Annotated in this window: 22 protein-coding genes and 4 tRNA genes; 16 read left to right on the plus strand and 10 right to left on the minus strand. The window is 71.9% G+C overall.

Features of this window, described 5'->3' with window-relative positions; translation table 11 throughout:
• The first annotated feature begins 336 nt into the window (after nucleotides 1–336).
• Nucleotides 337–1,200: a zinc metalloprotease HtpX gene (htpX, locus tag ACFYYR_RS10520; RefSeq protein WP_388849628.1), complete on the plus strand. Its 864-nt coding sequence runs from the start codon at nucleotides 337–339 to the stop codon at nucleotides 1,198–1,200.
• Nucleotides 1,197–1,589 (plus strand): YccF domain-containing protein, encoded by a 393-nt coding sequence (locus tag ACFYYR_RS10525; protein ID WP_388849631.1) that lies wholly within the window; start codon nucleotides 1,197–1,199, stop codon nucleotides 1,587–1,589. The genes htpX and ACFYYR_RS10525 overlap by 4 nt, the downstream gene beginning before the upstream one ends.
• A 136-nt stretch (nucleotides 1,590–1,725) precedes the next feature.
• On the opposite strand, the gene ACFYYR_RS10530 is transcribed toward ACFYYR_RS10525, so the two are convergent.
• Nucleotides 1,726–2,214, minus strand: a complete 489-nt coding sequence (locus ACFYYR_RS10530; RefSeq protein WP_388849634.1) for a YajQ family cyclic di-GMP-binding protein — start codon at nucleotides 2,212–2,214, stop codon at nucleotides 1,726–1,728.
• 190 nt (nucleotides 2,215–2,404) lie between these two features.
• On the opposite strand from ACFYYR_RS10530, the gene ACFYYR_RS10535 reads away from it, so the two are divergent.
• A tRNA-Tyr gene (locus tag ACFYYR_RS10535) sits at nucleotides 2,405–2,487 on the plus strand.
• Nucleotides 2,488–2,879: 392 nt separating this feature from the next.
• Here the strand turns inward: ACFYYR_RS10535 and ACFYYR_RS10540 are convergent.
• The 7 genes from ACFYYR_RS10540 to ACFYYR_RS10570 all read right to left on the minus strand — a co-directional run bounded on the left by ACFYYR_RS10540 (nucleotide 2,880) and on the right by ACFYYR_RS10570 (nucleotide 7,605).
• Nucleotides 2,880–3,077, minus strand: a complete 198-nt coding sequence (locus ACFYYR_RS10540) for a hypothetical protein (RefSeq protein ID WP_388849637.1) — start codon at nucleotides 3,075–3,077, stop codon at nucleotides 2,880–2,882.
• Entirely contained in the window at nucleotides 3,077–3,922 is an 846-nt protein-coding gene (locus ACFYYR_RS10545) for a DUF4231 domain-containing protein (protein WP_388849640.1), read from the minus strand. The genes ACFYYR_RS10540 and ACFYYR_RS10545 overlap by 1 nt, the downstream gene beginning before the upstream one ends.
• 207 nt (nucleotides 3,923–4,129) lie before the next feature.
• Complete coding sequence (locus ACFYYR_RS10550) at nucleotides 4,130–4,783, minus strand: TMEM175 family protein (protein ID WP_388849643.1); 654 nt, start codon at nucleotides 4,781–4,783, stop codon at nucleotides 4,130–4,132.
• A 190-nt stretch (nucleotides 4,784–4,973) separates the two neighbouring features.
• Nucleotides 4,974–5,219, minus strand: coding sequence for a hypothetical protein (locus tag ACFYYR_RS10555; protein WP_388849646.1), 246 nt, complete (start codon nucleotides 5,217–5,219; stop codon nucleotides 4,974–4,976).
• Between the two features lie 11 nt (nucleotides 5,220–5,230).
• A complete protein-coding gene (locus ACFYYR_RS10560) occupies nucleotides 5,231–5,455 on the minus strand; it encodes a hypothetical protein (protein ID WP_388849649.1) in 225 nt (74 codons plus the stop codon).
• A 113-nt stretch (nucleotides 5,456–5,568) separates the two neighbouring features.
• Nucleotides 5,569–6,231 carry an SDR family oxidoreductase gene (locus tag ACFYYR_RS10565; RefSeq protein WP_388849652.1) on the minus strand — a complete coding sequence of 221 codons (663 nt, stop codon included), beginning with the start codon at nucleotides 6,229–6,231 and terminating at the stop codon, nucleotides 5,569–5,571.
• A gap of 84 nt (nucleotides 6,232–6,315) precedes the next feature.
• Nucleotides 6,316–7,605: an amidohydrolase family protein gene (locus ACFYYR_RS10570; protein WP_388849655.1), complete on the minus strand. Its 1,290-nt coding sequence runs from the start codon at nucleotides 7,603–7,605 to the stop codon at nucleotides 6,316–6,318.
• 225 nt (nucleotides 7,606–7,830) lie between these two features.
• Between ACFYYR_RS10570 and ACFYYR_RS10575 the strand changes: the two genes are divergently transcribed.
• The 8 genes from ACFYYR_RS10575 (at nucleotide 7,831) to ACFYYR_RS10610 (ending at nucleotide 12,876) form a co-directional block, all read left to right on the plus strand.
• Nucleotides 7,831–7,903, plus strand: a tRNA-Thr gene (locus ACFYYR_RS10575).
• Nucleotides 7,904–7,949: 46 nt separating this feature from the next.
• A tRNA-Met gene (locus tag ACFYYR_RS10580) sits at nucleotides 7,950–8,022 on the plus strand.
• Between the two features lie 84 nt (nucleotides 8,023–8,106).
• Nucleotides 8,107–8,271, plus strand: coding sequence for a 50S ribosomal protein L33 (rpmG, locus tag ACFYYR_RS10585; protein WP_003956487.1), 165 nt, complete (start codon nucleotides 8,107–8,109; stop codon nucleotides 8,269–8,271).
• Between the two features lie 233 nt (nucleotides 8,272–8,504).
• Nucleotides 8,505–8,957, plus strand: a complete 453-nt coding sequence (locus ACFYYR_RS10590; RefSeq protein WP_388849658.1) for a MaoC family dehydratase N-terminal domain-containing protein — start codon at nucleotides 8,505–8,507, stop codon at nucleotides 8,955–8,957.
• Complete coding sequence (locus ACFYYR_RS10595; RefSeq protein ID WP_388849661.1) at nucleotides 8,957–9,385, plus strand: MaoC family dehydratase; 429 nt, start codon at nucleotides 8,957–8,959, stop codon at nucleotides 9,383–9,385. The genes ACFYYR_RS10590 and ACFYYR_RS10595 overlap by 1 nt, the downstream gene beginning before the upstream one ends.
• A gap of 199 nt (nucleotides 9,386–9,584) precedes the next feature.
• Nucleotides 9,585–10,142: a TetR/AcrR family transcriptional regulator gene (locus ACFYYR_RS10600; RefSeq protein ID WP_388849663.1), complete on the plus strand. Its 558-nt coding sequence runs from the start codon at nucleotides 9,585–9,587 to the stop codon at nucleotides 10,140–10,142.
• Nucleotides 10,143–10,250: 108 nt separating this feature from the next.
• Nucleotides 10,251–11,687, plus strand: a complete 1,437-nt coding sequence (locus tag ACFYYR_RS10605) for a DHA2 family efflux MFS transporter permease subunit (protein ID WP_388849666.1) — start codon at nucleotides 10,251–10,253, stop codon at nucleotides 11,685–11,687.
• 133 nt (nucleotides 11,688–11,820) lie between these two features.
• Nucleotides 11,821–12,876 (plus strand): UDP-N-acetylmuramate dehydrogenase, encoded by a 1,056-nt coding sequence (locus tag ACFYYR_RS10610; protein ID WP_388849669.1) that lies wholly within the window; start codon nucleotides 11,821–11,823, stop codon nucleotides 12,874–12,876.
• A gap of 257 nt (nucleotides 12,877–13,133) precedes the next feature.
• Here ACFYYR_RS10610 and ACFYYR_RS10615 read toward each other — a convergent pair whose 3' ends face one another.
• Both ACFYYR_RS10615 and ACFYYR_RS10620 read right to left on the minus strand, forming a co-directional pair.
• The gene (locus ACFYYR_RS10615; RefSeq protein ID WP_388849672.1) at nucleotides 13,134–14,153 is read right to left on the minus strand and encodes an adenosine deaminase; all 1,020 of its coding nucleotides are present in this window, start codon (nucleotides 14,151–14,153) and stop codon (nucleotides 13,134–13,136) included.
• A gap of 252 nt (nucleotides 14,154–14,405) precedes the next feature.
• Entirely contained in the window at nucleotides 14,406–15,644 is a 1,239-nt protein-coding gene (locus ACFYYR_RS10620) for a pyridoxal phosphate-dependent aminotransferase (RefSeq protein ID WP_388849675.1), read from the minus strand.
• Between the two features lie 206 nt (nucleotides 15,645–15,850).
• On the opposite strand from ACFYYR_RS10620, the gene ACFYYR_RS10625 reads away from it, so the two are divergent.
• The 5 genes from ACFYYR_RS10625 (at nucleotide 15,851) to rplA (ending at nucleotide 18,722) form a co-directional block, all read left to right on the plus strand.
• Nucleotides 15,851–15,923: transfer RNA gene (locus ACFYYR_RS10625), tRNA-Trp, on the plus strand.
• 108 nt (nucleotides 15,924–16,031) lie between these two features.
• On the plus strand, nucleotides 16,032–16,328 hold the full coding sequence (gene secE / locus ACFYYR_RS10630) for a preprotein translocase subunit SecE (protein WP_388849678.1): 297 nt from the start codon (nucleotides 16,032–16,034) through the stop codon (nucleotides 16,326–16,328).
• Between the two features lie 70 nt (nucleotides 16,329–16,398).
• The gene (gene nusG / locus ACFYYR_RS10635) at nucleotides 16,399–17,289 is read left to right on the plus strand and encodes a transcription termination/antitermination protein NusG (protein ID WP_388849681.1); all 891 of its coding nucleotides are present in this window, start codon (nucleotides 16,399–16,401) and stop codon (nucleotides 17,287–17,289) included.
• Nucleotides 17,290–17,468: 179 nt separating this feature from the next.
• Complete coding sequence (gene rplK / locus ACFYYR_RS10640) at nucleotides 17,469–17,903, plus strand: 50S ribosomal protein L11 (protein WP_351507651.1); 435 nt, start codon at nucleotides 17,469–17,471, stop codon at nucleotides 17,901–17,903.
• A gap of 96 nt (nucleotides 17,904–17,999) precedes the next feature.
• Complete coding sequence (gene rplA, locus ACFYYR_RS10645) at nucleotides 18,000–18,722, plus strand: 50S ribosomal protein L1 (protein WP_388849685.1); 723 nt, start codon at nucleotides 18,000–18,002, stop codon at nucleotides 18,720–18,722.
• Nucleotides 18,723–18,898 lie beyond the last annotated feature (176 nt).

The following is an 18,898-nucleotide window of genomic DNA, read 5'->3' on the forward strand; positions in this document are numbered from 1 at the left end:
CCCCGCGCCGCGCAACGCCGTCGTGCCGCCCTGCCCCGACGAGTCCGGGCCCCGCCGCGTCCTGCCCGCCGGTGAGCGGCCGTCCGCCCGTGCCCGGCGCGGTGCGCCGCCCACCTGACCCGCACGCTCACCCGAACGGCCGTACGCCGCGGGCCGGGCCCCGGCCCGCGCCGGGTCCTCCCGTCGGACTCCCGTCGTCCTGTCGTCAGACGGGAGTCCGACGACAGGACCTGGGGAACCAGCGACTCCCGCCTGGCGTTGACCAGTACGGGAGGGTCCACTGGAAGGTGGAAACACCGCGTCAAGGGTTCCCCGCCACGACCAGGAGGGCGAAGCGTGCACCGCCGGCACAACGGGCTGAAGACCGCCCTGCTCCTCGGTGGCCTGTCGGCCCTCATCCTCGTCATCGGCAGCCTCTTCGGCCGTGCGGGGCTGCTGATCGCGCTCGTCGTCGCGCTGGGCACCAACGCCTACGCTTACTGGAACAGCGACAAGCTGGCGCTGCGCGCCATGCGGGCCCGGCCGGTCAGCGAGTTCGAAGCCCCCGCGCTCTACCGCATGGTGCGCGAGCTCTCGACCGCCGCCCGCCGGCCCATGCCGCGGCTGTACATCTCCCCGACCCAGGCCCCGAACGCCTTCGCCACCGGACGCAACCCCCGCAACGCCGCCGTGTGCTGCACCGACGGCATCCTGCGGATCCTCGACGAGCGCGAGCTGCGGGCCGTCCTGGGGCATGAACTCAGCCACGTCCACAACCGCGACATCCTCATCTCGTCGATCGCCGGAGCGCTCGCCTCGGTGGTGATGTTCCTGGTGAACTTCGCCTGGCTGATCCCGGTGGGCCGGTCCGACGACGACGAAGGCCCCGGCATCCTCGGCATGCTGCTGGTGATGCTCCTCGGCCCGCTCGCCGCGTCGATCATTCAACTGACGGTCAGCCGCTCCCGGGAGTTCGAGGCGGACGCCTCGGGCGCGCAGCTCACCGGGGACCCGCTCGCCCTCGCCTCCGCGCTGCGCAAGCTCGAGGCGGGCACCCAGCAGCTGCCGCTGCCACCGGAACCGCGCCTGGAGACGGCGAGTCACATGATGATCGCCAACCCGTTCGGCCCGGTCCGGGGGATGTCCAGGCTGTTCTCCACGCATCCCCCCATGGCCGAACGCATCGCACGCCTCGAACAGATGGCAGGGTATCGACCGTGAAAACGATCCTGAATCTCATTTGGCTTGTGCTGTCGGGCTTCTGGCTCGCCGTCGGCTACGTCGTCGCGGGAGTCATCTGCTGCATCCTCATCATCACGATCCCGTTCGGCATCGCCGCGTTCCGTATCGCGGGGTACGCCCTCTGGCCGTTCGGCCGCACGACGGTGGACCGGCGCGACGCCGGCGCGGGCTCCGTCATCGGAAACATCATCTGGATCGTGTTCGCCGGCTGGTGGCTCGCCCTGACACATCTCTTCACCGGGCTCGCGCTGTGCGTCACGATCATCGGAATCCCGCTGGGGATCGCCAACTTCAAGCTGATCCCGATCTCCCTGATGCCGCTCGGCCGCGAGATCGTCCCCACCGACCGGCCGTTCGCCGCCGTCTGACGGCCAGGGGCCGACACGACCGACGGCCAAGGGCCGACACGTCCGACGGGGATCCGGCAGCGGGCGGCACGGCCGAACCCTCGTCCATCACCACCGCCCGGGCCGGGGCGCATGTCCCGGCCCGGGCGGCCCGGCCTCAGCGGTAGTTCACGAACTGCACCGCGAAGTCGAGGTCCTTCCCCTTGATGAGGGAGATCACGGACTGGAGGTCGTCCCGGCTCTTCGAGGTGACCCGGAGCTCGTCACCCTGCACCTGGGCCTTGACGCCCTTCGGCCCCTCATCGCGGATGATCTTCGCGACCTTCTTGGCGTTGTCCTGCGAGATCCCCTCCTCGATCGAGGCGAAGATCTTGTACTCCTTGCCCGATGCCTGGGGCTCGCCCGCGTCCAGCGCCTTCAGCGAGATACCGCGCTTGACCAGCTTGGACTGGAAGACATCGAGGATCGCCTTCACCCGCTCCTCGGAGTTGGCGCGCATCTCGATCTTCTCGCCGGACCACTCGATCGAAGCGCCGACGTTCTTGAAGTCGTACCGCTGGGAGATCTCCCGGCTCGCCTGGTTGAGGGCGTTGTCGACTTCCTGCCGCTCGACCTTCGAGACGATGTCGAAACTGGAGTCGGCCATGTTGAGTTGGCTCCTCGTACGTAGATCCGTCAGGTGTGCGGCGCCGTCCCCGGCCCGCAGTGCCAGCCTAGCCAGTCGGGCCCTGTTCCAGCGGTGATCAACCGGGTGGCGAACCACCCCCTGGCATCGGGTATGGTTTACGTCGTTGCCAGGGAGCACCGACACAGGAGCGCGCCCCGGCCACATCCCCGGCGGGTTGCCCGAGCGGCCAAAGGGAGCAGACTGTAAATCTGTCGGCTTACGCCTACGCAGGTTCGAACCCTGCACCCGCCACACTGGGAAGAGGACCCCTCCGACCTGCTGAATCGCAGGTCGGAGGGGTTTTCTCGTTCTGCGGGCCGTTGGACCGACGCCCCGGGCCGTCTCACCGCGTCGCACGGAAGATCCCGCTCGGTGTCAGTCCTGCTTCCCCGGGTGTTCCCCGGCCCGTGGCCCGCTCCCGGAGGAGTTCTCCGCGGTTCGGACGACGTAACCGTCCATCCGGTGCGGTGCCGTGATCGGCGATGTGCCGGTGGCGCTTCGTACGAAGCGTGGCGGTCCCGGCACAGGAGGTGAAGGTGTGGAGCGGGTTCCCCGCACCTGCCTGCCTGAGCCGCGACAGTCGGCATCCGGTCCGACGTTCCGGCAGCCGGCCAGGAGAAGCACCGCTGAGCGGGTCCGTGGTCTCAGCCCCCCGGACCCGGGTCGTGCCGACGCAGATGGGCCCGGGCGTACGGGACCTCGTCGGGGTGTCCGTGCAGCCGGGCGAGGTGCCACGCCTGATCGCCGCTGAGATGGGGGAGGGCGGCGCGTAATCGCCGGGCGCGCCAGGTGGTGCGCGGTGCCAGAAACCACCGGTGGAGGCCGTACCGGGCGGACGCCATCACACGACCTCCTGCTGCCCCTGATGGGGCTGGTCGAGCTGCTGCTCGCGCTTGCGTTGCTCGATCCGCAGGGACTCGACGTTCTCGGCGAACAGCCCCAGGTTCTCCTTCTCGTCCGGGTGGTTGTACGGGGTGATGGCCAGATCGAGAGCGGTGGTGTGCTGCTCGATGGCGTCGGCGGTCTGATGGAGGTTGAAGCCGCGCTCCTTGAACTTGAAGTAGCCCATCACCGAGGTGATGACGGAGACGGCGGCGCCCAGGCCGATCAGAATGCCCTTGCCGGGCTGCGGTGGGTCGTAGAGGGCGGTGACGGCGGGGATGGCGGCCGAGCAGAGAATCAGCGTCCACTGGAGCCAGTTGTGCCAGCGGCGGTAGGTCGCGCTCTCGGCGCGCAGCCGGTCGATCTCCCGGGGGATGGCGTCCCGGTACGAGTACTGGCGTTCATAGGCCGGGCGCGCGATGTGGGCGGCGGCCAGGACCCTTTCCTCTTCGGCGAGTTCGAGGTCGAGTCTCAGGTCCGCGACCGGCTTGTCCTGGCCCGCGGGTTGTCCGGTCTCGAAGTTCTCCGCGAAGAACAGGTAGCCGACGACGAGGGCGAAGAGAACGAAGAGGCCGAAGAAGTTGATGTGCGCCATGTCGTAGCGGCGCCAGGTGAAGGCCGTCGCGCCGATCAGGGAGAGCACCAGCAGCGCGGCGCCGGTCAACCCGGTGAGGCGGACGGCGTTGACCATGCGCGTGCGTTTGATCTGGCGTTGGAGCGTGGCGATGGTCCGCCGGTGGGCTATCAGGGCGTTGATGCGGTGGTCTAAGACGGGGCCGGACTGCGGCATGTGCGGCTTCCCCATGGGCTGATCGACCGATGGTCGGGTGAGTTGCTGGGAGAGTGCCGACAGTAGCCGCTTCTTCGTTGCCGTATACAGCCGAATGGTGCCGTACGTGGCCGAACAGGGAGGCCGGACCGTGGAAGCGCCGGTTCGGCTCCGGATCCGGTCGGAGCGCGGACAGCGGGGGACGATGCGCCCGGGCCTCGTGCCGGAGTCCCGGCTCACCCGTCAGGCGGCGCCGTGGCCCGCTCCCACCGCGCGGCGCTGGCTGCGGCCGATCAGCATCTTCGCCGGGACCAGCAGGATCCACAGCAGCTTCGCCGGCCCGGGGGAGACGAAGGCCAGCGGTGCGGCGGCGCCGAAGATCACTACGGTCGAGGCGAGGTCGGCGACGTCCAGGCGCTGGGCCCTGACGTTGACGGGGAGCCCGCCGCGGCGCTGCAGCCGGTGGGAGACGAGCAGCAGCGCGACATGGGCCAGGTTCGTGACCGCCACACCGCCCGAGTAGACGGCGACGGCCAGCGGCTCCCCGCCGTACTCGGCCAGCAGGGACGTCGGGAACGGCATGAGCGCGATCAGGCCGAGCCCCGTCAGCGTCAGGCAGGTGACCCCGAAATCCGTGGTGGGCAGGGTGGCCAGGATCCGTCGGTGGTCCCACCAGAACTGCGAGATCACGGCGAAGCTCAGGACGTACGCGAGGAGGTTCGGCACGTTCTCGTGGAGGGCCTCGTGGAAACCGGCCGACCCCAGGCCCGGCGGCACCGACACGTCGAGGACCAGCAGCGTCATGGCGATGGCGAAGACGCCGTCCGAGAGAGCCGTCAGGCGTTCGGAACCCCCGGATGTCCCAGGTGCTGCCGCGGCAGCGGATGCGTGATCCACGGTGGAAACGTTAGGCGCGCGGCACCCGGGCCCGGCCGATGCGCGCCGGTGGCACCCCGACCGGGTCCGGCCCGCTCGAACCGTGCACGGCCGCGGACGGGGACGCCGCCGCACGGGACGTCCCGGGCTCGGGGGAACGCCCCGCGGCGTGCCGGTGGTGGTGCCGCCGGGACCGGCTCACCGGACCGGCTCACAGATGGTGCTGGCCGGTGCGCGTGAGGTGGGTGACCTCGCCGCGGCCGCCCAGCGCGGGCTGTCCGACGACGATGTAGTCGAGCCGCTCCAGTGACCGCAGGGCCTCGTCGACGTCCTCCTCGGGCAGCCCGGTGGCCCGTACGAGATCCCGCCCCAGCGGGCAGACCGGCGGCTTGGTGTCGAGGAAGTCGGCGATCGCCCGGAGCACGGTGCGCTCGTGCCTGGTGATGGGTGTTTCCATGGCGGCACCTGCTAGTTTCGCTCGTCGGGCCAGTCCGCGGGGCCACCGCCGCGCCAGTCGATGAGACGCGGGTCGTCGACCCGGACGGTGTCCTCGTCGAGCCCCGCCACGCGGAGGAACTCGACGACGTCCCCGAGCGAGTGCGCCTTGCCGACGGACTCGCCGCGGATCGTCACACGGCGCGCGCCGTCGAGCCACGGGTGCACGACCACCGGCGGGCCCTGCTCTCCGTCCATGCCCCCAGCGTGCTGCGGGCCGCCGCGGGACGCATCCCGGCAGCGGCCCGGCCCGCTGATCACCGGTGGCCGGAGCAGCGGCTCAATGCCCGGAGCGCGGTCGACGCACCGGGTCAGTGCCGGGCGACGGCCCGGACGGCCTCCTCCACCCGCATCGCCCCGCCGATCAGCTCCAGCACGAGTCCCGTGGTGCCCGGCTCCAGCAGCAGGGCTCCGAGGACCTGGGCCACGTCGTCCCGGGAGATCGCGTCCCGCCCGGTGTGCTCGGCGAGCTGCACCATGCCCTGACCGGGGTCGTCGGTCAGCCGGCCGGGGCGCAGGATCGTCCAGTCCAGCCCCTGCTTCTGCCGCACATAGGAGTCCGCGGCGCCCTTGGCCCGCAGATAGGCGGCGAAGACCGGGTCGGTGTCCGGCGGCGGCTCGCGGTCCGCGCCCATGGACGAGACGACGAGGAACCGCCGGACCCCCGCCTGCTCCGCGGCGTCCGCGAAGAGCTGGGCCGCGCCCTGGTCCACGGTCGTCTTCCGCTCCGTGCCGCTGCCCGGTCCGGCGCCCGCGGCGAAGACCGCCGCGTCCGCCCCTTCCAGATGGGCCGCGACCTGGTCCACCGTGGCGGACTCGAGGTCGCACACGACCGGTTCGGCGCCCGCCGCCCGCAGGTCCTCGGCCTGCTCCGGCTTGCGGATGATGCCTGATACTTCGTCTCCGCGCGCAGCGAGCAGCCGCTCCAGCCGCAACGCGATCTGACCGTGCCCTCCAGCGATGACAATGCGCATGGCCCCGACCGTACGCCGCTCACCGGCCGTCCGCCGTGCGCCACTTGCGGCTCGGGTCACCGGCCCTCCCCGCCCGCACCCCGTTCAGGACCCGTTGCTCCCGTTGGACCCGTGGCACCAGGAGCCCCCCTGGGACTGCCTCGGCAGGTCGAGCCCCGCCACGGCCGCCGAGTCGCAGTACTCCCGCACCGCGCTGGTCCGCGCGACGACCCGGCCGCGGTGCACCACGACCCGGCTGTACGCCAGCGACAGCACGCCGGCCAGACCGCCGCCGCGCACCGCGAGCAGCTCCGCGGGGAAGCCCGCCTCCACCCGTACCTCGGGCAGCCCCATCGCCGCCCGGGCCCGGCCGCTGATCGCGCCGTACGCCGCCTCGGGCTGTTCACCGCCCTGCGTGACCAGCAGATACGCGGCCTCCAGGGGGTCGCCGCGCCCCACCGGGTTCGCCACGTCCCGCATCGCCCCGCTGCCCGCCGCGACCCGTACGCCCGCCGCCCGCAGCAGCCGCACCGGAGCCGTGCCCGAACGCCCGGTCATCGACCCGCAGCCGCCCTGCGGCAGGCAGACCACCGTGATGCCGGCGGCCGCCAGCTGGTCCGCCGCCCGCCGGGCCGCTTCCGGGGGGAGCCGGTCCAGGCCCGCGCACGGGCCCACCGTGACGCCCGGCCGCAGCCCGCCCGCCATCGCCGCGAGCCGGGCGAGCCGGGCGGGGTCGTCCGCCTCCGTGTGCAGGTCGACGGGGCAGCCGTGCTCCGCGGCGACCTCCAGGACGGCCTCCACATAGCCCGTCGGGTCCGGGTCCAGGTCCGGACAGCCGCCGACCACGGACGCGCCCATCTTCACCGCATCCCGCAGCATCGCCAGCCCGTCCGCGCCGGCCACGCCGGTGAGGAGCCGCGGCACCGCGACGGTGCTCAGATCGGTCAGACCGCGCAGCGCCCGGCCGGCCTGGAGCACGGCCTCCAGCGAGTTCAGCCCCTGCACGTCGCCGATCCGGACGTGCGAGCGCAGGGCCGTCGCGCCGTGCCCCAGCTGCAGCAACGCGGCTTCCGTGGTGCGCCGCTGGACGTCCTCGAGGGTGTACGGGACGGGCCCCTCCGCGGCGGCGGTGAGCGCCGTGTCGCTGTGCGCGTGCGGCTCGGCGGGCGCCGGGAGGAGCAGGTAGCCGTGCAGGTCGACCCGCGCGCCGTTCTCGGTGCAGCCGCCCGCGCGTTCGAGGCTCCCGGCCGTACCGACGGCCTCGATACGCCCGCCGCTCAGCCGGACGTCCACCGTCCGGCCGTCCGCCAGCCCGGCGCCGCACAGCAGCAGCGTCACGGGGTCCGGCGCCGCGCCGTCACGTCTCGGGGGGTGCTGCGGGTGGCTTTCGGACATCGCGCTCCCTGCCGTTGTTCGGGGGCCCGGGGCCGTCCTCCGGAAGGCACCGGCAGGGGCCCCGCGCCGCCAAGATCACGCAGCGCGGGACGAGCCTAGAGCGCCGCCGGTGCGCCATCGCGGAGGAGCCCAATAGTCGTACCGGTGTGGTGGCCAGGAGCGGTCTGTGGGCGGCCGATACGGATTTCACCTTCGGCGGCCGACCGTGTAATGTCTTCATCGCTCGCCCCAATAGCTCAGTCGGCAGAGCGTCTCCATGGTAAGGAGAAGGTCTACGGTTCGATTCCGTATTGGGGCTCTGATGTGCGAGTGTCCCGCCTTCGGGCGGGGTGCGCACGCATCAAAGCGGTGTAGCTCAGTCGGTAGAGCAAGCGGCTCATAATCGCTGTGTCACCGGTTCAAGTCCGGTCACCGCTACTGACAGTAGCCGATTGTGGGTTCGGTCCTCCGATCGGCTACTCTTCTCTGCGTTCATCCATCCGTCCGGCAAGGAGCACTCACGTGGCTGCCACCGACGTCCGCCCGAAGATCACGCTGGCCTGCGTGGAGTGCAAGGAGCGGAACTACATCACCAAGAAGAACCGGCGCAACAACCCGGACCGTCTTGAGATGAAGAAGCACTGCCCGCGCTGCAACTCGCACACCGCGCACCGCGAGACGCGATAGCACCGGCTCGTATCACGAGGCCGTCCCCGAGCCGGGGGCGGCCTCGCGTCGTTGGTCGGCGGCCGTGCCGTCGGCCCGGTGGTCGCCCGGCAGGAGCAGTGGTCCCCGGGCGTGACGGCGGCCGGACGGCTCGGCCCGCCCCGAGCCGGGGCCGGCCCGCCGTGTCGGTTCCGGCCACCCCCCTTCTCCGCACGGCCCGTTCGGGCCGCACCACCGCACATCAGGGAGACCAGATGGCGCTCGACCAGTCCTTCGTCGGGCGGAGCTACCCGCCCACCCGGCCGTACGAGGTCGGCCGGGAGAAGATCCGCGAGTTCGCGGAGGCCATCGGGGACGCCAACCCCGTCTACACCGATCCGGACGTCGCCAAGGAGCTCGGCCACCCCGATGTGATCGCGCCGCCGACGTTCGTCTTCTCGGTCACCTTCAAGGCGGCCTTCCAGGTCATCGAGGACCCGGCGCTCGGGCTCGACTACAGCCGCGTCGTCCACGGCGACCAGAAGTTCGTCCACACGCGCCCCGTCCGCGCGGGGGACCGGCTCTCGGTCACCTCGTCGATCGAGTCGATCAAATCCCTCGCCGGGAACGACGTGCTGTCGGTCCGCGGCGACGTCCACGACGACAGCGGCGAGCACGTGGTGACCGCCTACACCAAGCTGGTGGCCCGCGCCGCCGAGGAGGCCTGATGACCGCGACGATCTCCTACGACGACGTCGAGGTCGGCACCGAACTGCCCGCGCAGACCTTCCCGGTGACCCGCGACACCCTCGTCCGCTACGCCGGTGCCTCCGGCGACTTCAACCCGATCCACTGGAACGAGACGTTCGCCAAGGAGGTCGGGCTCCCCGACGTCATCGCGCACGGCATGTTCACGATGGCGGAGGCGATCCGCGTGGTCACCGACTGGGCCGGGGATCCCGGGGCGGTCGTCGAGTACGGGGTGCGCTTCACCAAGCCCGTCGTCGTGCCCAACGACGGCGAGGGGGCGTCCATCGAGGTCAGCGCCAAGGTGGCCGCCAAGCTGGACGACCACACGGTGCGGGTGGACCTCACCGCGATGAGCGCCGGGCAGAAGGTGCTGGGTATGTCCCGCGCCCTGGTCCGCCTGGCCTGAGCCTTTCGGCGTGGGGCCCGGGGGGGGGGGGGGGGGGGGGGGGGGGGGGGGGCGGGCGCCCCCGGCCGGGGGGGCGGGGCCCCCCCCCCGCCGTCCGGGCCGGGCGGGCACCGCGAGCCCGGCCCGGACGGCAGCCCCCTCGGCACACGGGGCGACGCTTCGGGTTGCTTCGTTAGTGATTGGTCACTAACTTGTTCTCATGGCCAAGGGAAGCATGAGGATGAGCGCCGAGGAGCGGCGGGAGAGCATCGTCCGCGCCGCGATGGCGGAGTTCGCCCGCGGCGGCTACCACGGCACCTCCACGGAGACCATCGCCCGCCGGGTCGGTGTCTCGCAGCCGTATCTCTTCCGGCTCTTCCCGAACAAGCAGGCCATCTTCCTGGCGGCGGCGGACCGCTGTGTGACGGAGACCCGCCGGGCCTTCGCCGAGGCGGTGCGCGAGGAGCCGGGACTCAGCGCGCACGACGCGATGGGGGCGGCCTACCGCCGCCTCGTCCACGACCCCGACATGCTGCTGATGCAGCTCCAGCTGTACGTCGCGGTGGCCGCGGCGGAAGCCGCGGGTGATCACGAATTCGGGGCCGGGGTGCGGGCCGCCTGGCTCGAACTCTGGGACCAGGCGCACCTCGCCCTCGGCGGGGACAGCGCCGAGACCGCGGGGTTCTTCGCCTACGGCATGCTGATCAACGTTCTGGTGGCGCTGGGCTTCTCCCCCGATCACCGGGTCTGGTCCGGGATGCAGCTCCCGATGGAGTGACTTCCGGGTCCGCCCCCTGCGGTGCTCGGGACGGCGCAGTCGTCCGGGGTGTCGCAGTGGTTCGGTCCAGAAAGTTAGTGATCCATAACTAATATTTGGAGGTGCGGCATGAAGGATCCGGCAGGACAGCGAGGCCGGACGGTCTGGGCACTGATCATCACCAGCGCCGCCGGTTTCATGGCGGCGCTCGACAACCTCGTCGTCACCACCGCCCTGCCCGCCATCCGGGAGGATCTCGGCGGGGCGCTGGACGATCTCGAATGGACGGTGAGCGCCTACACCCTCACCTTCGCCGTCCTCCTGATGTCCGGCGCGGCCCTCGGCGACCGGTTCGGCCGCCGGCGGCTCTTCGGCGTGGGGCTGGCCGTCTTCACGGCGGCCTCGGCGGGCGCCGCTCTGGCCCCCGGCATCGACGGCCTGATCGCCGCCCGCGCCGTCCAGGGCGTCGGCGCCGCGATCATGATGCCGCTGACACTGACCCTGCTCACCGCCGCGGTCCCCGCCGAGCGGCGCGGGATGACGTACGGGATCTGGGGCGCCGTCAACGGTCTCGCGGTCGCCTCCGGTCCGCTCATCGGCGGCTCCCTCACCGAGCACCTCTCCTGGCAGTGGATCTTCTGGCTGAACGTGCCGATCGGCGTGGCCCTGCTGCCCCTCGCCCGGCTGCGGCTCCACGAGAGCCGGCGCCCGGGCGCCCGGCTCGACCCCGTCGGCACGGGGCTCGCCGGCGCCGGCCTCTTCGGCATCGTCTATGCGCTGGTCAGAGGGAACGCCGACGGCTGGACCAGCGGGCCGGTCCTCACCGGGCTGATCGCGGGCGGTGCGCTGACGGCCGCCTTCGTCGGCCACCAGCTCCGTGCCGCGCACCCCGTGCTCCCCATGCGGCTCTTCCGCGGCCGGGCCTTCTCCGCCGTCAACGCCGCGAGCCTGCTGATGTTCCTGGGCATGTTCGGATCGATCTTCCTGCTCAGCCAGTTCCTCCAGGGGGTCGCGGGCTATTCGCCGACCGAGGCGGGGCTGCGGATGCTGCCCTGGACGGGCATGCCGATGCTCGTCGCGCCGCTCGCCGGGTACCTCTCGGACCGCGTCGGCGGCCGGCCGGTGGTCGCCGCCGGGCTCGGCCTGCAGGCGCTCGGCCTCGCCCTGTTCGCCGTCGTCATCGAACCCGGCGTCTCCTACGCCGAGCAGCTCCCCGCCCTGATCATCAGCGGTGTCGGCATGGCCCTCTACTTCGCGCCCGCCGCGAACGTCGTCATGGCGAGCGTCCGGCCGGCCGAGCAGGGCATCGCCTCCGGCGCGAACAACGCCTTCCGTGAACTGGGCGGCGCCCTCGGCGTCGCGGTGCTGGCCGCGGTCTTCTCGGCCCGCGGCGGCTACGAGTCGCCCCAGCGGTTCACCGACGGCCTGACCCCGGCCCTGTGGACCGGTGCCGCGGCCGTGGCCGTCGCCGCCGTGGCGGCCCTGCTGATACCCGGGCGGCGCGGCACCCCCGAGCCGTCCCTCGCCGCGGCGGGGGAGACGAGGGAGGAGCCGGTCGTCGTCTGAGGTGCCGGTGGCGGAGCCGATGCCCGGGTGAACCGGGCATCGGCTGCGTCCGCCTCCGCCCCGGCGGGGCCCCGCGCCCGTAGTCCGCCCCACCGCCCCGGCCCGGACCGGCCCTCCCCTTACCCTTGAGCGCGTGCAGGAACTCCATGACGCGCCCCTCGCCCCCCTGACCACGTTCCGACTGGGCGGCCCCGCCGCCCGCCTCGTCACCGCCACCACGGACGACGAGGTCATCGCCGCCGTCCGCGACGCCGACGCCACCGGTACCCCGCTGCTGATCGTCGGCGGCGGCAGCAACCTCGTCATCGGTGACAAGGGCTTCGAGGGCACCGCGCTGCGCATCGCCACCAGCGGCTTCTCCCTCGACGGCAGCCGTCTCGAGCTGGCCGCCGGCGAGAACTGGTCCGACGCCGTCGCCCGCACCGTGGAAGCGGGCCTCGCCGGCGTCGAGTGCCTCGCCGGCATCCCCGGATCCGCCGGTGCGACGCCCATCCAGAACGTCGGCGCCTACGGCCAGGAGGTCTCCTCGGTGATCACCGAGGTGGTCGCCTACGACCGCAGGACCGGCGAGAAGGTGACCCTCCCGAACGCGGAGTGCGCCTTCTCCTACCGGCACAGCCGCTTCAAGGCGGACCCCGAGCGCTTCGTCGTCCTCCGGGTCCGCTTCGCGCTGGAGGACGCCGGCGGGGCGTCGGCCCCGGTCAAGTACGCCGAGCTGGCCCGCACGCTCGGCGTCGGCCCCGGCGACCGCGTTCCCGCGGCCCGGGCCCGAGAAGCCGTGCTGAAGCTGCGCGCGGGCAAGGGCATGGTGCTGGACCCGGAGGACCACGACACCTGGTCCGCGGGGTCCTTCTTCACCAACCCGATCCTCACGGCCGAGCAGCACGCGGCGTTCCTCGCCCGGGTCGCCGACCGCCTCGGCCCGGATGCCGCGCCGCCCGCCTACCCCGCGGGGGACGGCCTGACCAAGACCTCCGCCGCCTGGCTCATCGACAAGGCGGGCTTCACCAAGGGCTACGGCAGCGGTCCGGCGCGGATCTCCACCAAGCACACCCTGGCGCTGACCAACCGCGGCGACGCGACCACCGAGGACCTGCTGGCCCTCGCCCGCGAGGTCCGCGACGGGGTGCACGCCGCCTTCGGCGTCACGCTGGTCAACGAGCCGGTGACGGTCGGCGTCAGCCTGTAGCACCCGTGCGGGGCCGGGCCGGGGCGTGACCCCCGGCCCGTCCGGGCCGGGGCCCGGCAGCCGCGCCGCCACGCGCCGTCCCGCCTCCGGCGGCCGGCCGTGCTGCCCAGGCCCTGCCCCGCCTCCGTTCGCTGACGGGCACCCCGCCGACGGGCGGACGCAGCCGCCGAGCCGGGAGCCGCCCCCGTGCACACCGAGCCGGGGGCCGCCCCTCGGCGCGGCCGGCCGACGAGCCGGGTCTCAGCCCCGGCGCGCGCTCAGCCGGCCAGCCAGCTGTCGACCCCCGCCAGCAGCTTCGCCTTCGCCTCCGCCGGCGCGGCCGATCCGCGCACCGACTGCCGGGCCAGCTCGGCCAGTTCGGCGTCGGTGAACCCGTGGTGCTCCCGGGCCAGTTCGTACTGCGAGGCCAGCCGGCTCCCGAACAGCAGCGGGTCGTCCGCGCCCAGCGCCATCGGCACCCCCGCCTCGAACAGCGTCCGCAGCGGCACGTCCTCCGGCTTCTCGTAGACCCCCAGCGCCACGTTCGAGGAGGGGCAGACCTCGCAGGTCACCCCGCGGTCGGCGAGCTTGCGCAGCAGCCGCGGGTCCTCAGCGGCCCGCACCCCGTGCCCGATCCGCCCCGCGCCCAGGTCGTCGAGGCAGTCCCGGACACTCGCCGGACCGGACAGCTCGCCGCCGTGCGGAGCCGCCAGCAGCCCGCCCTCCCGCGCGATCGAGAAGGCCCGGTCGAAGTCCCGGGCGAAACCCCGGCGTTCGTCGTTGGAGAGGCCGAAGCCGACGACCCCCCGGTCCGCGTACCGCACCGCGAGCCGCGCCAGGGTACGGGCGTCGAGCGGGTGCTTCATACGGTTCGCCGCGACGAGGAGCCGTATCCCGACCCCGGTGTCCCGGGAGGCGGACTCCACCGCGTCGAGGATGACCTCCATCGTCGGGATCAGCCCGCCCAGCCGCGGCGCGTACGAGGTGGGATCGACCTGGATCTCCAGCCAGCCGGACCCGTCCCGGGCGTCCTCCTCGGCCGCCTCGCGCACCAGCCGCTGGATGTCCTCGGCCGTCCTGAGGCAGGACCGGGCGATGTCGTACAGCCGCTGGAAGCGGAACCAGCCCCGCTCGTCGGTGGCCCGGAGGGTCGGCGGCTCGCCGCCGCTCAGCGCCTCCGGGAGGTGGACGCCGTACCTGTCGGCGAGCTCCAGCAGGGTGCTGGGCCGCATCGACCCGGTGAAGTGCAGGTGCAGATGGGCCTTCGGCAGCTGACGGACATCACGAACGCTCTCCATCCCAGGATCTTGCCGCATCCGTCGGCCCGGCGGGTAGGGCATTGCCCGATCGAGGGGTTGCCCACAGGCGCGTTCGATCCGGGGCGCGTGACGATCCGGGGCCGCGACGATCCGGGAGCAGCGACGCCGGGGCGGCGCCCCGCGGTCCCGGTGCGCACCGCAGCCGGCCGGGAGAGGAAAGGAGCGGCCGGAAACGCGACGCGGGCTCCCGGCCGGAGCCGGGAGCCCGCATCGGAAGGGCGGTGGGCGGCGTTACGCCCGCGCCTCGCCCAGCAGCTTCTGGACCCGCGAGACGCCCTCGACCAGGTCCTCGTCGCCCAGGGCGTAGGACAGCCGCAGGTAGCCCGGGGTGCCGAAGGCCTCGCCCGGCACCACCGCGACCTCGGCCTCCTCCAGGATGATCTCGGCCAGCTCCACGCTGCTCTGCGGCCGCTTGCCGCGGATCTCCCGGCCGAGCAGCCCCTTGACCGACGGGTAGACGTAGAACGCGCCCTCCGGCTCCGGGCACTCCACGCCGTCGATCTCGTTGAGCATCCGCACGATGGTCCGGCGCCGGCGGTCGAACGCCTCACCCATCGTCCGCACGGCCTCCAGGTCACCGGAGATGGCGGCGAGCGCCGCGGCCTGGGCCACGTTCGACACGTTGGAGGTGGCGTGCGACTGGAGGTTGGTCGCGGCCTTGACCACGTCCTTCGGGGCGATGAGCCACCCCACGCGCCAGCCCGTCATGGCGTAGGTCTTGGCGACGCCGTTGACCACGATGCACTTGTCCTGCAGCTCCGGCACGACGACCGGCAGCGACGAGAACTCCGCGTCGCCGTAGACCAGGTGCTCGTAGATCTCGTCGGTCATCACCCACAGGCCGTGCTCGGCGGCCCAGCGGCCGATCTCCTCGACCTGGGCGCGCGAGTAGACGGCACCGGTCGGGTTGGACGGCGAGACGAAGAGCACGACCTTCGTGCGCTCCGTGCGGGCCGCCTCCAGCTGCTCGACGGAGACCCGGTAGCCGGTCGTCTCGTCGGCCACGACGTCGACCGGCACACCGCCCGCGAGCCGGATCGACTCCGGGTAGGTGGTCCAGTACGGCGCGGGGACGATGACCTCGTCGCCCGGGTCGAGGACGGTGGCGAAGGCCTCGTAGATCGCCTGCTTGCCGCCGTTGGTGACCAGGACCTGCGACGCCTCGATCTCGTAGCCGGAGTCGCGGCGGGTCTTCTCGACGATCGCGGCCTTCAGCTCGGGCAGACCGCCGGCCGGGGTGTAGCGGTGGTACTTCGGGTCGCGGGCCGCTTCGACCGCCGCCTCGACGATGTAGTCCGGCGTCGGGAAGTCGGGCTCACCGGCACCGAAGCCGATGACGGGACGCCCGGCGGCCTTGAGGGCCTTGGCCTTGGCGTCCACGGCGAGAGTTGCGGACTCGGAGATCGCGCCGATACGGGCCGAGACCCGTCGGTCGCGCGGGGACTGTGCGGGAGGAGTAGCAGCGCTCATACCTGCATCGTCGCAGACCACCCGGAGACCCGGAACGGGGGTTTGCGCCGGGCCCGCCCCGGGGTGCCCGGCCGGGGCGGGGTGCCACCTGTTCGACGCCCAGCGCGGGAACACGTACACTCACTGGTCGTTGGCCCTCACCGGCCGCTGCTCCCCGCGCACTCCGTGCACCCGGGCGGATGCGGTAGGTTGGGGGAACACAACAAAGGGTCGTAGCTCAATTGGTAGAGCACTGGTCTCCAAAACCAGCGGTTGGGGGTTCAAGTCCCTCCGGCCCTGCTACACACACCTTCGCCAGGATGTGTGCGCATGTACGTAACGAATTGCATCGCCGTGCGGCTCCACCGGGCGCGGCACGGCCACGACCCGGGATTCAGGTGAGGACGAGTGACGGCAGCCCCTGGCTCCACCGCGACGCCTGAAAGCGGTCGTCCCGAAGACGAGGACGAGCTTCCGGCGTCGAAGCGGCGTCGCGGCGGCAAGCGCGGTAAGAAGGGCCCCATGGCCCGGCTCGCGCTCTTCTACCGACAGATCGTCGCCGAGCTGCGCAAGGTCGTCTGGCCGACGCGCAGCCAGCTGACGACGTACACCACCGTCGTCATTGTCTTCGTTGTCATCATGATCGGCCTTGTGACCGTGATTGACTATGGATTCTCCGAGGCCGTCAAGTACGTCTTCGGCTGATCCCGCGGGCGGGCCCGCGAGGTGTCCCTCCGCCTGTTCCACCCCTTGAAGCCAGGAAGAAGCAGCCACCGTGTCTGACCCGAACCTGAACGACGCCGTCGAGGGCGAAGAGGCTGCGGCGACGGCCGAGGCGGCCGTGGACGTGCCCGGCACGGTCGATGAGGAACGGCTCGACGACGACGCGCTCGACATCATCGAAGGCGCCGACGAGGTCGACCTCGCCGAGGCCGCCGACGCCGCCGCGGGTGAGCCCGCCGAGGAGGCCGCGCTCCACCTCGAGGACGACGCGACCGCCGTCGCCGAGACCGCCGAGGACGAGGCCGCCGCCGGCGCCGAGGCCCCGGCCGACCCGATCCAGGCGCTCCGCGACGAGCTGCGCACCCTGCCCGGCGAGTGGTACGTGATCCACACCTACGCGGGCTACGAGAACCGGGTGAAGACCAACCTGGAGCAGCGCGCCGTCTCGCTCAACGTCGAGGACTACATCTTCCAGGCCGAGGTGCCGCAGGAAGAGGTCGTCCAGATCAAGAACGGCGACCGCCGCACCGTCCGCCAGAACAAGCTCCCCGGCTACGTGCTGGTGCGCATGGACCTGACGAACGAGTCGTGGGGCGTCGTCCGGAACACCCCGGGCGTCACCGGCTTCGTGGGCAACGCCTACGACCCGTACCCGCTGACGCTGGACGAGATCGTCAAGATGCTGGCCCCGGAGGCCGAGGAGGCCGCCGCGAAGAAGGCCGCCGAGGAGGCCGGTGCCCCGGCGCCGAGCCGCAAGGTCGAGGTCCAGGTGCTGGACTTCGAGGTCGGCGACTCGGTCACCGTCACCGACGGCCCGTTCGCGACCCTGCAGGCGACGATCAACGAGATCAACGCCGACTCCAAGAAGGTCAAGGGCCTCGTCGAGATCTTCGGTCGCGAGACCCCGGTCGAGCTGAGCTTCGACCAGATCCAGAAGAACTGACCCCCGGACCACCGTCCGCGGGCACACCAGCTGCCGACCAGGTCAGACCGGCTTCCGAAGCCGGTCTGACCTCTCGGTTTTTGGACGCGCAGCCATACCCGTTATCGTTGTGCGGTATGCCTCCAACCGGATGAACCGGTCCGGAGGCGAAACACCTCTCACTAGGACCCGGAGAGAGCATGCCTCCCAAGAAGAAGAAGGTCACGGGGCTGATCAAGCTCCAGATCCAGGCCGGTGCCGCCAACCCGGCTCCGCCGGTCGGCCCCGCGCTGGGTCAGCACGGCGTCAACATCATGGAGTTCTGCAAGGCCTACAACGCCGCGACCGAGTCGCAGCGTGGCATGGTCGTGCCGGTGGAGATCACGGTCTACGAGGACCGCTCCTTCACCTTCATCACCAAGACTCCGCCGGCCGCGAAGCTGATCCTCAAGGCCGCGGGCGTGGAGAAGGGCTCCGGCGAGCCGCACAAGACCAAGGTCGCGAAGATCACCCGCGACCAGGTCCGCGAGATCGCCACCACCAAGATGCCCGACCTGAACGCCAACGACCTGGACGCCGCCGAGAAGATCATCTCCGGCACCGCCCGTTCCATGGGCATCACGGTCGAGGGCTGACAGCCACCCCTGCCGAGCGGTGACACCGCCCGGCACACCCCGTGGCAGGGCCATGCGCCGGCCCGTACCACGACTCCACACCCCTGAGGAGCAGCAGTGAAGCGCAGCAAGACTCTCCGCGCTGCGGACGCCAAGGTCGACACGGAGCGCCTGTACGCCCCGCTCGAGGCCGTCCGTCTCGCCAAGGAGACCTCCGCGACGAAGTTCGACGCCACCGTCGAGGTCGCCTTCCGTCTGGGCGTTGACCCGCGCAAGGCCGACCAGATGGTCCGCGGCACCGTGAACCTTCCGCACGGCACCGGTAAGACCGCCCGGGTCCTGGTCTTCGCGACCGGTGACCGTGCCGAGGCCGCGCGTGCCGCGGGCGCCGACATCGTCGGTGCCGACGAGCTCATCGACGAGGTGTCGAAGGGCCGTCTGGACTTCGACTCCGTCGTCGCCACCCCGGACCTCATGGGCAAGGTCGGCCGCCTCGGCCGCGTGCTCGGTCCCCGTGGCCTGATGCCGAACCCGAAGACCGGCACCGTGACCCCGGACGTGGCCAAGGCCGTGACCGAGATCAAGGGCGGCAAGATCGAGTTCCGCGTCGACAAGCACTCGAACCTTCACTTCATCATCGGCAAGGTCTCCTTCGACGAGGCCAAGCTGGTGGAGAACTACGGCGCCGCGCTGGAGGAGATCCTCCGTCTGAAGCCGTCCGCCGCGAAGGGCCGCTACATCAAGAAGGCGGCGCTGACCACCACGATGGGCCCCGGCATCCCGCTGGACGCCAACCGCACCCGCAACCTCCTCACCGAGGAGGACCCCGCCGCCGTCTGATCCTCGGATCCGACCGCTGCGGCGCGTCTGCGTCGGGCCGGGCCCCGCACCTCTGCACGAGGCGCGGGGCCCGGCCTTTTGCATGGCTTTCTGCGTGGCAGCCGGTGCCGCGGCGCAGGGCTCCGTACGGCCCCGGAGCCCCGCAGGTGGTCGATTTGCCTGGCGACGGCCGCTCC

It is taken from the genome of Streptomyces sp. NPDC001922, assembly GCF_042891165.1.
Lineage (GTDB): Bacteria > Actinomycetota > Actinomycetes > Streptomycetales > Streptomycetaceae > Streptomyces.